The organism is Streptomyces sp. NPDC048521, assembly GCF_043199855.1.
Classification (GTDB): domain Bacteria; phylum Actinomycetota; class Actinomycetes; order Streptomycetales; family Streptomycetaceae; genus Streptomyces.
The window spans coordinates 61654-73483 of record NZ_JBICWR010000008.1; the positions used below are offsets into that span (position 1 = coordinate 61654).

Annotated in this window: 11 protein-coding genes, 1 tRNA gene and 1 pseudogene; 4 read left to right on the forward strand and 9 right to left on the reverse strand. The window is 71.3% G+C overall.

Annotated elements, in window-relative coordinates; genetic code table 11:
* Window positions 1–184: 184 nt before the first annotated feature.
* The 4 genes from ehuA to ehuB are packed head-to-tail and all read right to left on the reverse strand — an operon-like array spanning window position 185 to window position 3252.
* Window positions 185–946 (reverse strand): ectoine/hydroxyectoine ABC transporter ATP-binding protein EhuA, encoded by a 762-nt coding sequence (gene ehuA / locus ACGFRF_RS20015; RefSeq protein ID WP_393741653.1) that lies wholly within the window; start codon window positions 944–946, stop codon window positions 185–187.
* 25 nt (window positions 947–971) lie between these two features.
* Window positions 972–1622: an ectoine/hydroxyectoine ABC transporter permease subunit EhuD gene (gene ehuD, locus ACGFRF_RS20020; protein ID WP_393741655.1), complete on the reverse strand. Its 651-nt coding sequence runs from the start codon at window positions 1620–1622 to the stop codon at window positions 972–974.
* Window positions 1619–2338, reverse strand: coding sequence for an ectoine/hydroxyectoine ABC transporter permease subunit EhuC (ehuC, locus tag ACGFRF_RS20025; RefSeq protein ID WP_393741657.1), 720 nt, complete (start codon window positions 2336–2338; stop codon window positions 1619–1621). Before ehuC ends, ehuD begins: the two co-directional genes overlap by 4 nt.
* Window positions 2335–3252: an ectoine/hydroxyectoine ABC transporter substrate-binding protein EhuB gene (gene ehuB, locus ACGFRF_RS20030; RefSeq protein ID WP_393741659.1), complete on the reverse strand. Its 918-nt coding sequence runs from the start codon at window positions 3250–3252 to the stop codon at window positions 2335–2337. Before ehuB ends, ehuC begins: the two co-directional genes overlap by 4 nt.
* A gap of 108 nt (window positions 3253–3360) precedes the next feature.
* On the opposite strand from ehuB, the pseudogene ACGFRF_RS20035 reads away from it, so the two are divergent.
* Window positions 3361–3579, forward strand: a pseudogene (locus ACGFRF_RS20035) (DUF3830 family protein); the annotation flags it as partial.
* A 32-nt stretch (window positions 3580–3611) separates the two neighbouring features.
* On the opposite strand, the gene ACGFRF_RS20040 reads toward ACGFRF_RS20035, so the two are convergent.
* Window positions 3612–4565: a D-2-hydroxyacid dehydrogenase gene (locus ACGFRF_RS20040; protein WP_393741661.1), complete on the reverse strand. Its 954-nt coding sequence runs from the start codon at window positions 4563–4565 to the stop codon at window positions 3612–3614.
* A 430-nt stretch (window positions 4566–4995) separates the two neighbouring features.
* Here ACGFRF_RS20040 and ACGFRF_RS20045 point away from each other — a divergent pair, with 430 nt between their 5' ends.
* Window positions 4996–5730 (forward strand): decarboxylase, encoded by a 735-nt coding sequence (locus tag ACGFRF_RS20045; RefSeq protein ID WP_393741663.1) that lies wholly within the window; start codon window positions 4996–4998, stop codon window positions 5728–5730.
* 139 nt (window positions 5731–5869) lie between these two features.
* Window positions 5870–6958: an LLM class flavin-dependent oxidoreductase gene (locus ACGFRF_RS20050; RefSeq protein ID WP_393741665.1), complete on the forward strand. Its 1089-nt coding sequence runs from the start codon at window positions 5870–5872 to the stop codon at window positions 6956–6958.
* Here ACGFRF_RS20050 and ACGFRF_RS20055 read toward each other — a convergent pair.
* A complete protein-coding gene (locus ACGFRF_RS20055; RefSeq protein WP_393741667.1) occupies window positions 6937–8742 on the reverse strand; it encodes a putative bifunctional diguanylate cyclase/phosphodiesterase in 1806 nt (601 codons plus the stop codon). The genes ACGFRF_RS20050 and ACGFRF_RS20055 overlap by 22 nt on opposite strands.
* Window positions 8743–9062: 320 nt before the next feature.
* Here ACGFRF_RS20055 and ACGFRF_RS20060 point away from each other — a divergent pair, with 320 nt between their 5' ends.
* Entirely contained in the window at window positions 9063–10322 is a 1260-nt protein-coding gene (locus ACGFRF_RS20060) for a M6 family metalloprotease domain-containing protein (protein ID WP_393741669.1), read from the forward strand.
* A gap of 96 nt (window positions 10323–10418) precedes the next feature.
* Here ACGFRF_RS20060 and ACGFRF_RS20065 read toward each other — a convergent pair.
* From ACGFRF_RS20065 to ACGFRF_RS20075, 3 genes are all read right to left on the reverse strand, one after another.
* Window positions 10419–10492, reverse strand: a tRNA-Lys gene (locus ACGFRF_RS20065).
* Window positions 10483–11052, reverse strand: coding sequence for a bifunctional DNA primase/polymerase (locus ACGFRF_RS20070; protein ID WP_393741671.1), 570 nt, complete (start codon window positions 11050–11052; stop codon window positions 10483–10485). The genes ACGFRF_RS20065 and ACGFRF_RS20070 overlap by 10 nt, the downstream gene beginning before the upstream one ends.
* A 134-nt stretch (window positions 11053–11186) precedes the next feature.
* On the reverse strand, window positions 11187–11555 hold the full coding sequence (locus tag ACGFRF_RS20075) for a hypothetical protein (RefSeq protein ID WP_393741673.1): 369 nt from the start codon (window positions 11553–11555) through the stop codon (window positions 11187–11189).
* Window positions 11556–11830: the final 275 nt, after the last annotated feature.

The window sequence follows — 11830 nt, forward strand, 5'->3', positions numbered from 1 at the left end:
AAGCCGCGGATCCGGTCGGCGGATCGTCTCCACGATAGCCGCCAAGCGCCCGCCGGGGAGAGGGGGTTGGCGAGATTGTGTCCCGTGCGCCCTCCCTCCCAACTGCGGCGGAAACCCTCTGGCATATGCCAACGTCATGAACCAGCGACCGGACCTCGGCTCTTCCCCTCTTCACACCACGTGGTCACAGCACCGCGCTGAGGAATTCCCGGGTGCGGTCCTGCTCCGGATCGCTGAAGATCTTCTCCGGCGGGCCCGCCTCCACGACCCGGCCCGAGTCGAACATCAGTACCTGGTCGGAGATGTCCCGGGCGAAACCCATCTCGTGGGTCACGCACAGCATCGTGATGTCCCTGCTGCGGGCGATGTCCCGGAGCAGATCGAGCACTCCCGCGACCAGCTCCGGGTCGAGCGCGGAGGTCACCTCGTCCAGCAGCAGCACCCGCGGCCGCATCGCCAGCGCCCGGGCGATCGCCACCCGCTGCTGCTGGCCGCCGGAGAGCCGGGTGGGCTTCGCGTCGCACTTGTCGGCGAGCCCCACCAGGTCCAGCAGCTCCCGGGCCCGCGCCTCGGCCTCGTCCTTCGACATGCCGAGCACCCGGACCGGCGCCTCGGTGATGTTCCGCAGCACCGACATGTTGGGGAACAGGTTGAACTGCTGGAACACCATCCCGATCTTCTTGCGGACCTCCCGGATCTGCTTCTCCGGCGCCGGGAACAGCTGCTGCCCGTCGACGGTGATCGTGCCCTCGTCCGGCTTGGTGAGGGTCATCAGCAGCCGGAGGATCGTGGTCTTGCCGGATCCGGACGGGCCGATCAGGGTCACGTGCTTGCCGGGCTCGACGGAGAAGTTCAGGTTGTCGAGCACGGTGTGGGACCCGAAGCGCTTGGTGACGCCCTCCAGGCTGATCAGCTCACCGCCGGCCGTGACCGCACCGGTGCTCACGTCGGGTTCTTTCGTCAGAGGGGTGTCAGCGGACAAGGCGTCGCTCCAGGGCTCGCAGAAGAAGGGAGGCCAGATAGGAGATGAGGATGAAGGCCACCCCGATCACGGTCAGGGGCTCGGTGAACTGGAAGTGCTGCTGGGAGAAGAGCCGGGCCCGCCCGAGCATCTCCAGCACGGTGATCACCATCAGCATCGGCGTGTCCTTGAGCATGGAGATCACGTAGTTGCCGAGGGCGGGCACCACCCGGCGGATCGCCTGCGGCAGGATCACCGCGGTCCAGGTCCGCCGCCGGGGCAGGTTCAGCGCGGTCGCCGCCTCCCACTGGCCGGCGGGCACCGCCTCGATACCGGCCCGGTAGACCTGCATCGTGTACGTCGAGTAGTGCAGGCCGATCGCGAAGACCCCGGTGGCCGGCGCCGAGAAGGTCAGACCCCACTCGGGGAGCACGTAGAAGAGGAAGAACAGCTGGACCAGCAGCGGGGTGTTGCGCACGAACTCCGTCACCACACCGACCGGCCAGCGCACCCACCGGCTCGGCGTCCGCATCAGCAGCGCCCACACCAGGCCCAGGGAGAAGGACAGCAGCGAACCGAGCGCCAGGGACTGCAGGGTGACCAGCAGTCCGTGCCAGAGGTCCGGCATGAAGTCGCCGACGGCGTTCCAGTCCCACGTCATGCCACACCACCGCCCACGCCGGTCGTCTGCGCCCGCTTCAGCTCACGCGCCGCCGACTCCGTACCCGGGTCCTTGCCGACCCCGGCCTTCAGTCGCTTCTCCAGACCGCGCATCAGCCGGGTCAGCACGAAGGCGATCGTGAAGTAGATCAGCAGGACGTACGTGTAGATCTCCGCGCTCCGCTGCAACGCCAGCCGCACCAGGTTGGCGCTGAACGTCAGATCGCCCATGCCCATGACCGACACCAGCGCGGTGCCCTTGAGCAGCTCGATCAGCAGGTTGCAGAAGGACGGGATCATCTCCGGCACCGCCTGCGGCAGCAGGATCAGCCGCAGGCGCTGCGCCGGCGTGAAGCTGAGCGCGACCCCGCCCTCCTGCTGGGCCGGGTCGACCGCCTTCAGGGCGCCGCGCACGATCTCCGAGCCGTACGCGCCGTACGTCAGCCCGAGCGCCAGCGTGCCCGCCCACATCGGCACCAGTTGCCAGCCGAAGGCGATGGGCAGCACGAAGAACACCCAGAAGATCATCACCAGGGCCGAGGTGCCGCGGAACACCTCGGTGTACAAGCCGGCCAGGAAGCGCACGACCCACAGCCGGTGCGTGCGCGCGATGCCGGCGACGAAGGACACCGCCGTGGCCAGCAGCGCACTGAACACCAGCAACTGGACGGTGGTCCCTATGCCTTTCAGTACCAGTTCCCAGAGCCCCGAGGTCATCCGCCGCACAGCTCCTTCACGGTGAGGTCCGTCATCTCGGCCTCGGTGAAGCCGAAGGGCCGAAGGATCCGCAACAGCTCCCCGCTCTTCTTCAGCTTGCGCAGCTCGGCGTTGAAGGCGTCCCGCAGCGCGGTCTCGGTCGGCCGGAAGGCGAACGCCCCGCCGTCGACGTGCGGTTCGCCCTTGACCAGCGGTGCGAAGGGCTTGGTGGCCTCCGCCTTGCCCGACTTCTTCACCACCTCGCGGACGGTGAGCGCCGTACCGGCGAAGACGTCCACGCGGCCCGCCTCGACGGCGTTCAGCCCGGCCACCTGGTCCGGGACGATCAGGATGTCGCCCTCCTCGTACCCGGCCTCCACCGCGTACTGGATCTCCGCGTACCCGGTGCCGGTGGCGAACCTCGCCTTCTTCTCCACCACGTCCCGGTAGGAGTGCAACCCCTTCGGGTTCCCCTTGCGGACGATGAACGAATCCAGCATCTGGTAGTCCGGATCGGCGAAGATCACCTGCTCGCAGCGCTCGGGGTTGACGTACATACCGGCGGCCACGACGTCGAACTGCTGCGAGTTCAGTCCCGGGATCAGCGAGCCGAACTCCGTCGGCACCGGCTGCACCCGGTCCACCCCGAGCCGTTTGAAGATCACCTTCGCCAGTTCGGGCGCCTCACCGGTGAGACGGCCGTCCTTGTCGATGTACCCGAACGGGATCTCACCGGCGATCCCGAGCCGTACGACACCCTGCGCGCGCAACCGGTCGAGCAGGTCGCCGCCGTTCTTGCCGGACGCCGACGCCACCCGTGCGCAGCCCGCGGCACCCAGCGCGCCGAGCGCCGCGACACCCGCGAGCACCGAGCGCCGGCTGTGTCTGTGTCCCGACCGGAAGGTGTGTACGTCGTTCCCAAGTGGTGGAGCCATGGCGGCGCGGCTACCCAAGCGCATCCGGGCCATGCGCACTGGTTTTCGTGGCCGGTCCCTTCGTCACCGCCTCGCTCGGGGAGGCGGGACGTCCACTGCAGGGCACGACTGCTGGACGACCGCGCGCCTGTGACCTGCGCGGAAGCGGGCGGAGTCACTGCCGCCGACGAGTGACACGCCAGGTGTGCGCGCTACGAGATCCACACCCTCTTCCCGCCGTTCGCCTCCATGGAACCCCCACGGGAGAACCCGACGGTCACCCCGATTCCCGGCGATCTCTGCCACTTCTCCTCCGCGGGCACCGAACCGGGCACGAGGGGCTACGGCGGTCGGTGAGCTGCGTCGCACCCTCCAGGGCGTCAGTGACCGGGCACGTAACCACGCTTCTTGTCGACCACGTTCACCAGCGACCTGCCCGCCGCCCACCGCTCGTACAACTCCACGAACTGCGCGCCCAGTTCGTCGCGCCAGCCGACCGTGTCCCCGCTCATGTGCGGGGAGACGATCAGTCCCGGCAGCCCCCACAACGGGCTGTCGCGGGGCAGCGGTTCGGCGGCGAACACATCCAGCGCGGCGCCCGCGATCCAGCGCCGGGTCAGTGCCTCGGCGAGGGCGTCCTCGTCGGCCAGCTGCCCGCGGCCGACGTTCACGAAGAACGCCGAGGGCTGCATCACCCCGAAGCGGCGGGTGTCGAACATGCGGTACGTCTGCTCGGTCAGCGGAGCCGCCGCGATCACCCAGTCCGCGCGGGAGATCAGCCGGTCCAGGTCGTCCGGGCCGTGGATGCCGATCCGCGGCACCCGCCCGACCAGCGCCGTCGTCACCCCCAGGGCCTTCAGCGTGCGGACGATCGCCCGGCCGATGGGGCCCGAGCCGACCACGCACGCGCGCGTGCCCGCCACCCGGCGGCTCTCCCGGTGCCGCCAGGTCCGCTCCCGCTGGTACTCCAGCGTGCGCGGCAGATCCTTGGCGACCGCCAGGACGAGGGCCGCCACATACTCGGCGATCGGCTGGTCGAAGATCCCGCGCGCGTTGGTGACCACCGTGTCGGACGCGGCCAGTTCCGGGCACATCAGATGGTCCACGCCCGCGCTCGCGGTGTGCACCCAGCGCGGCCTGGGCCCGTCCCCCGGCCAGGCCCGGCGTACCGCGTGCGAGGTGAAGTCCCACACCAGCAGGGCGTCCGCCTCGGGCAGCCGCTCGGCCAGGTGCGCGGCATCCGTGTGCACGATCCGGGCGCGGCCGGTGAGGCGGCCCAGCCGGGGCGGCGGATCGGCGTCGAGGACGAGAAGGGTGGGCGGGGTCGGCGTCATTCGGGGCGGCTCCCGGCGTCTGACATGCGCGGATTGACCACGCTCGCACCCGAACCCACCGTCGTCAACACGGGCGTGCTCGCGCTCCGTTGCCCACTCGTCTCCCAGCGTGAGACCGGCGCGGGCCATGGACGTCCCCGCTCTCGGCGACCCCGCCCGCAACGCGGCGCCGGCGTGGCGGCCCTCTTCGGCCTCGCCCTCGACCGCGAGCCGTGGCGCCGGTCACGCCGTGCACGGTGTCCGTCACCCGGGCGTTCACCCCCAGCCGGAGGCCGAACTGCGCATGCCGCTCATCTCGGCCGACCAGGTCACGATGTGGGCGGCGCCGCGCCGACTGGGTACCCGAGCCGTGGGGCCCCCGTCAGGCGCTGCTGGACGCGGCCGCGCGCGAAAGGCCCGTACTGCCCGAAGAGACGCAGGAAGGCTGGACATGACCGCACTCGGTTTCCTCTACCCGGGCCACTCCGCCGAGGACGACTATCCACGCATCGAGCAGCTCCTGGGCAGCGACATCCGGCTGGACCTGGTCCACACGGACATCGGCGAGGACGCGCACCGGGTGGTGGACGCCCTGCGTGAGACGGGTTCCGCGGAACGGCTCGCCGCGGGCATGGAAGGGCTGCGGCTGGCCGGGGTCGAGACAGTGGTGTGGGCCTGCACCAGCGGCAGCTTCGTGCACGGCTGGCAGGGCGCCCAGGAGCAGGTGCGGACGCTGGCCCGGCTGGCCGGGATGCCCGCCTCCTCGACCTCCTTCGCCTTCGTGCACGCGGCCCGGGAGATCGGCGTACGACGGGTCGCCGTCGGGGCGACCTACCCGGAGGACGTCACGACCCTGTTCGTGGAGTTCCTGCGGGCCGGCGGGCTGGAGGTGACCGGGGCGCGGTCCTCCGGGGTCGTCACGGCGGCCGAGGTCGGCACCTGGCAGGAGGAGGACGTGCTCACGCTGGCACGGGCGGCGGACGTCTCCGGCGCGGAGGCGGTCCTGCTGCCCGACACCGCCTTGCACACGGCCGCACACCTGCAGTTGCTGGAGAAGGTGCTGTCCAAGCCGGTGCTCACGGCGAACCAGGTCAGCGTGTGGGAGGGGCTGAGGCTGGCCGACCGGCGGGTGAACGCGCCCGCCCTGGGGACCCTGTTCACCCGGCACCCGTTGGTCCAGGCGTAGCACCGGGGCTCCGCCCCGGCTCCCGTCCCCGGTGCGCCCGGCCGAACCCGTCGGCCGGAAGACCCCCCGGGGGAATAAACGGAGACTGCCTCCTGTTAGCACCCCGACAGCGCACGCTCGAAACCAGGAGGCTCACACCGTGTCGGCAGACGAGATCCGGGGCACGACGCACGGGACCGCCCCCGTCCCCCTCTCCGTACTGGACCTGGTGACCGTCGGCGCGGGCAGTACGGCCACCGACGCCCTGCGCACCAGCGTCGAGCTGTCCCGGCTGACGGAGTCCCGCGGCTTCCACCGGTACTGGGTCGCCGAGCACCATTCCATGCCCGGCGTCGCCTCCTCCTCGCCCGCCGTGATCCTCGCCCACCTCGCCGCCCACACCGACCGGATCCGGCTCGGCTCGGGCGGCGTCATGCTGCCCAACCACGCCCCGCTGGTGATCGCCGAGCAGTTCGGCACCCTGGAGGCGATCGCACCGGGCCGCATCGACCTCGGCCTCGGGCGGGCCCCCGGCACCGACGGCGCCACGGCCGCCGCGCTCCGCCGTACCGACACCCTCGACGAGGGCGCCGACGACTTCCCGCAGCAACTCGCGGAACTGATCCGCTTCCTGGACGACGACTTCCCCGACGGGCACCCCTACGGCCGGATCCACGCGATCCCGGGCCCGATCCAGGGCAGCACACCCGGTGGCGTGCAGTCCCCGCACCGCCCGCCGATCTGGCTGCTCGGCTCCTCCGGCTTCAGCGCCCGCCTGGCCGGGATGCTCGGCCTGCCGTTCGCCTTCGCGCACCACTTCTCGGCGCAGAACACCATCCCGGCCCTCGACCTGTACCGGCAGACCTTCCGCCCGTCCGCGGTCCTCGACGAGCCGTACGCCCTCATCGGCGTCTCCACCCTCGCCACGGACGACGAGCGGGAGGCCCGCCGCCAGACCCGGGCGATGGCGCTGAACATGCTCCGGCTGCGCACCGGCCGCCCCGGCCTGTTCCCGGACCCGGCGGAGGCCGAGCGGCACCAGTTCAGTTCGATGGAGGAGGAGTTCATCGGCTCCTGGACGGCCAACATCGTGCACGGCACCGCCGACGAGGTCCGCGCCGGCCTGGACGACCTCCACAAGCGCACCGGCGCCGACGAGCTGATGCTCGTCTCCCACGCCCACCGCGGGGAACTGCGCCTTCGCTCCTACGAGTTGATCGCGGACGCCTACGGGTTGCCGACCGCGTAGGTCTGCGCCCCGAGCAGCTCGGAGATACGATCCGGCGACACCGGGCGGGAGTACAGCCAGCCCTGTCCGGTGTCGCAGCCGATCCGGCGCAGCCGGGTGGCCTGGGCCGAGGTCTCGACGCACTCCGCGGTGACGGTCAGGCCGAGGCGGTGCGCCAGCTGGATCATCGCCTCCACGATCACCTCGTCGGCCGGGTTGGGGGCGATCTCCTTCTTGTCGCCCTCGTACTGGAAGCCCCGCACGAAGGAGCCGTCCAGCTTCAGCACCGACACCGGCAGGCGGCTCAGGTAGGCGAGGTTGGAGTAGCCGGTGCCGAAGTCGTCGATGGCGATGCGCACACCCATGTCGCTGAGGGCCTGCAGGGCCTGGAGCGGGCGGCCCGCCGAGCCCATCACGGCGGACTCGGTCAGCTCCAGCTGGAGCAGGTGCGGGACCAGTCCGGTCTCGGCGAGGATCTGCGCCACATCGGCCACCAGGTCGGAGTCCCACACCTGGCGCACGGCCACGTTCACGCTGACGAAGATGGGCGGCTCACCGGGGTGGTCCAACTGCCAGCGGCGGGCCTGCCGGCAGGCGGTGTTCAGCGCCCAGCGGCCGAGCTGCACGATCGAGCCGTCCTCCTCGGCCAGTCCGATGAACCGATTCGGCGTCAGTGTGCCGAACTGAGGATGATTCCAGCGGATCAGCGCCTCGACCCCGCTGAGCCGCCCGTCCTCCATGCCCACCAACGGCTGGTACTCCAGGGCGAATTCCCCGCGTTCGATGGCGGGGCGCAGGGTTGAGGACAGGGCCTGGCGGGTCATGCGGTGCGCGTTGCGCTCGGGGTCGAACAGCGTCCAGCGACCCTTGCCGTCCGCCTTCGCCCAGTACAGCGTCGTGTCGGCCGCCTGCATCAGGCCCGTGGCCGTCGTACCGGTCGCATGCCGCTCGACCACCCCGATGGACGCGGTGAGCGACAGCCGCTGGCCGGCCAGGTCGAAGGGTTCCTCCAGGGCCTTCAGCGCCGACTCGGCGAGGTCGGCCAGCTGTTCGGTGCCGGTGGACTCCTCGACGAGCAGCGCGAACTCGTCACCGCCGAGCCGGGCCACGAGCGGGGTCGCCGCGCGGGCGTACCCGGCCTCGTCGGCGACCCGGGTCAGGCGTTCGGCGACGGCCGCGAGCAGCCGGTCGCCGACGCGGTGGCCGAGGGTGTCGTTGACGGCCTTGAACCCGTCGAGGTCCAGGTAGCACAGGCCGATCCGGCCGCTGCCGCTCCGCTCGTACGACTCCGCCTCCAGCGCGGCCGAGAGCCGCTCGAAGAACAGGGTGCGGTTGGGCAGCCGGGTCACCGGGTCGTGCATCTGCAAGTGCCGCAGCCGGGCCTGGAGTTCACGGCGGGCGCTGATGTCGGCGACCGAGAGGAGGACGCCGGGGCCGCCGTCGGCCAACGGGCAGACGGTGACCTGCACCCACACTGAGTGCCCGTCGGGGTGCTTCAGCCGGCGGGTGCAGCGCAGCCTCGCCTGCCGACCGCGCAGGACCTCGCGGTAGGCGTGCCAGGTGCGGGCGTCCGAGGCCAGGTCCACCAGGTCGGCGGCGACCCGCCCGGTGAGCGCCTCCGGTTCGGTGCCGAGCAGCTCGCCGAAGGCGGGGTTGGCGCTGACGACGATGCCCTCGGGGTCCACGACCGCCATGGAGAGCGGGGCGGCCGCGAAGGCACGGTGGTAGGTGGTGTAGTCACTGTCTGTAACGGCTGACCGGTCGAGGTCTGCCGCGGGCGTCGGCCCTTCGGACGTTCCGCTCACCGCTCGCTCCCGCGTGCACTCGATCTCTGTCCGTGCCGGAAAGTGTGCCGATCATAGAGGCTGGCCCCGGGCCCTTCCAGCCGGCGTCCAGTCTCCCGGATGGAGCACGGCCTCTGGCAGATCGTTTCTGCCCGCACCTGGACAGGTTCTTCAAGCCCCCGACCAGTTGTGACGTTCCGTGAAAGTTTCGGGGTGTCGAGCGCCGGAGCACACCGGCGCGCGGGCGGGGCGCACTCACCCTTCTGGTGCAGGCAAACAGGGCATATCTCGAAAAAGCGCAGCAATCTGGGTGCGGGTCCCGCGAACCGCATCCGGAGGTCATGTCCGTGCCCAAGCTGCGCAGCACCGCCGCCGTGTGCACCACGCTGTCGGCGCTCGCCGCGACCTCGATCCTCACCGGCCCGTCGGTCGCCGAGCCCTTCTCGACGGCCCCCTGTGCCCTGCACCGGACCGAGGCCCACCACTCGGAGGGCGTGGACACCTGGAACGCCGCCTACACCCGCCCGACCGGCGCGCTGGACGCGGTGCTCGTCTACCTCTCCTTCCCGGACGCCGCCCCGCACACCACCCCCGCCGAGCTGACCGCCGACCACTTCCCGGCCACCAGCCGCTTCTTCGAGCAGGCGTCCTACGGCAGGTTCACGCTGCGCCCGCATCCGCTGAAGCGCTGGCTGCGCATGCCGCGCCCGTCCACGTCGTACGCCATAAGGCGGGACTGGGGCGTCGAGGACCGGGCCGCCTATCTGCGGGACGCGTTCGCCGTGGCCGACAAAGAGGTCGACTTCTCGCGCTATGCGGTCGTGTACTTCGTCGCCGACCCGGACGCGCCCGGCGTGGACTCGGACGCCACGAAGGTCGTGAACCTCGAGACGCCCCAGCGCGTGGACGGTACGGACGTCCGCCGGGTCGTCACCGTGTTCGAGAAGCACCCACCGGACCGGCTGGTTCTCGCCCATGAGACCGGCCATGTGTTCGACCTGCCCGACCTCTACCACCGCCCGGTCGACGGCAAGGGCGACTGGGACACCTTCGTCGGCGACTGGGACCTGATGGGCAGCCAGTTCGGTCTGGCACCCGACCTGTTCGCCTGGCACAAGTGGAAGCTCGGCTGGCTGGACCCGCGCCAGGTAGCGTGCGTGCGCGGTGCCGACCCGGTCCGCCTCACCCTGGAACCGCTGGCCGCCGGTCCGGGCGTCCCGGTGCGGGGCCCGGGCGACGCGCCCGCCTTCGGTCTCGGCAACGGAGTGAAGCTGGCCGTCGTGCGCACCGGCCCGGACAGCACCCTCGCCTTCGAGGCGCGCGGCGCCGCCGGGAACGACCCGGCGTCCTGCCGGCAGGGCGTACTGGTCTACCGGGTCCGCGGTGGCGCAGAGTCCGGCGGTGGCCCGGTCGAGGTCGTGGACGCCCACCCGCACACCGAGGCCTGCTGGGAGAACTCGGTCTATCCCCCGCTCGCCGACGCCCCGGTCTCCCTCGGGGAGAGCTTCACCGTGCCCGGGGACGGCGTGCGGGTGGAGGTGGAGGACCGGACGGCGTCGGGGACCTGGACGGTGAAGATCACGCCGGCGATGACCGGCTGACCTCGCGAGCGACGGCCACCGCGGCGCTGCCGCGCAAAAACGACGATGGCGACTCATGACCGCGCTTTCTGCGGTCATGAGTCGCCATCGTCATCGTGCGCCGCCAGGGACTCGAACCCCGGACCCGCTGATTAAGAGTCAGCTGCTCTAACCAACTGAGCTAGCGGCGCCTGCTGACGTCGTAGACCTTAGCATCCTGGTCGGCGCGAGGAAAAATCGATATCCGCACGGCGGCCCGGGCGGCCCGTACGGCCGCCCAGAGCACGACCTCGGGGCCGGGCAGCCAGGGGTGCCGGGTGTCGGGGGCGACCAGCCAGCGGGAGGTGCCGGGGGCGTCGGTGCTGGTCAGGGCCGGGACGGTCACCGCGTCTCCCGTGCCGTGGCACAGCAGCGGCGGCACCGCCTCCGCCCGGTGGGAACCCCACTCCTCCCAAGCCAGCAGCGAGGGCAGCCGCTGGGCCGTGCCCGGGGCGGCGAACAGCAGTGTGCGACCCCGGAACACCGCGACCGGGCCCGATCCCGGCCCCTCGTCCCACAAGCGGTCCAGCATCCGGCGCCCGAAGATCGCCGGGGCGCTCACCACGTCGAAGACGGTGCCGCAGGGCAGGACCACCGGGGCGTCCGGGCGCTCCTCCCAGAGGGCCAGCGTGCTCCGTGGATACGTTCCTGCCGAGGCGAGCCAGGCGAGGCCGTCGGAGGTGGCACAGGTGACGTTCGGTGCACTGCTCATGGCAACCACATGTACCGGCGGTGAACACACGGTTTCCCTGGGTTGCCGAAAATTGGGACAGGAACACCCGTGGAGGAGTATCTTGCCCGCCCGGCATATGCCAGGCGGGGGTGGCACGGGCCGAGTCCACCGGACTACACGGGATCGGCGGACGTGTGTCCCTCGGTGTCCCCGCGCATCAGGTCCCGCCCGAACTCGACCATCTTCTTCGCGTAGTCCTCGGTCCACTCCGCCCGGTCGGCGATGTCCGCGGGGGTCAGCCGGTCGAACCGGCGCGGATCGGCGAGCTGGGCCGCCGCGATGGCCTGGAACTCCACGGCCCGGTCGGCGGCCGCGCGGAACGCCTGTGTCAGCTCCGTCGCGCGCGCCAGCAGCGCCCGCGGGTCCTCGATCGACTCCAGGTCGAAGAAGTGCTCGGGGTCGGAGACCGCCTCCGCGGGCTCGAAGAGCAGGGGCGCGGGGCGTAGCCGCGGTTCGTTACGACGCGGCGTGGGCTCCGCCATGTCTTGTCTCCTCCTCGTACGGTTCGCTGGGCGCCGCCTTCAGGTGGGCCACCGTCCATTGTCCCGCGCCCGCGCAAGGGCCCCTAATGGCCGCGGGTTCACCGGGAGTCGCCCGCCGGGAACATCGGTCACGGCCGCCAGCTCACTCGGTGTTCACCCAGGTGGGCCAGGACGGCGTGGTTCGCCTCCCAGCCGTCCGGACTGTGTTGGTCGGCCGCCTCCGGCGGCGTGCCGGACTCCGTCCGGCGGGTGGGCGGCGATGGGCTGGGCGCTCG

Excerpts from the sequence above, each read along its gene's own strand:
- ehuD (WP_393741655.1), bottom strand. The coding sequence starts at position 1,622 with ATGACGTGGGACTGGAACGCCGTCGGCGACTTCATGCCGGACCTCTGG.
- ehuC (WP_393741657.1), bottom strand. The coding sequence starts at position 2,338 with ATGACCTCGGGGCTCTGGGAACTGGTACTGAAAGGCATAGGGACCACC.
- ehuB (WP_393741659.1), bottom strand. The coding sequence starts at position 3,252 with ATGGCTCCACCACTTGGGAACGACGTACACACCTTCCGGTCGGGACAC.
- ACGFRF_RS20040 (WP_393741661.1), bottom strand. The coding sequence starts at position 4,565 with ATGACGCCGACCCCGCCCACCCTTCTCGTCCTCGACGCCGATCCGCCG.
- ACGFRF_RS20045 (WP_393741663.1), top strand. The coding sequence starts at position 4,996 with ATGACCGCACTCGGTTTCCTCTACCCGGGCCACTCCGCCGAGGACGAC.
- ACGFRF_RS20060 (WP_393741669.1), top strand. The coding sequence starts at position 9,063 with ATGTCCGTGCCCAAGCTGCGCAGCACCGCCGCCGTGTGCACCACGCTG.
- ACGFRF_RS20070 (WP_393741671.1), bottom strand. The coding sequence starts at position 11,052 with ATGAGCAGTGCACCGAACGTCACCTGTGCCACCTCCGACGGCCTCGCC.
- ACGFRF_RS20075 (WP_393741673.1), bottom strand. The coding sequence starts at position 11,555 with ATGGCGGAGCCCACGCCGCGTCGTAACGAACCGCGGCTACGCCCCGCG.